Annotated in this window: 1 protein-coding gene; it reads left to right on the top strand. The window is 64.9% G+C overall.

Annotated elements, in window-relative coordinates; translation table 11 throughout:
- On the top strand, positions 1-245 hold a 245-nt coding region (locus J5M73_RS31630; RefSeq protein WP_207817031.1), incomplete at both ends, for an amino acid permease.

Raw genomic sequence — 245 nt, forward strand, 5'->3', positions numbered from 1 at the left:
CCGGAACTGGCCAAGCTGCAGAACCCGTCCATGGCTGCCGTGCTGGAGCATGTGGTGGGCCACTGGGGCGCGGTGCTGATCAGCGTCGGCCTGATCATCTCGCTGCTGGGAGCGCTGCTGTCCTGGGTGCTGCTGTGCGCGGAGATTCTCTACGCGACCGCCCGGGACCGGACCATGCCAGCGTTCCTGAAGAAGGAGAACGCCAACCATGTGCCGGTCAATGCCCTGTGGCTGACCAACGTGAT

It is taken from the genome of Pseudomonas sp. 50_B, from assembly GCF_017491625.1.
Lineage (GTDB): Bacteria > Pseudomonadota > Gammaproteobacteria > Pseudomonadales > Pseudomonadaceae > Aquipseudomonas > Aquipseudomonas danubii.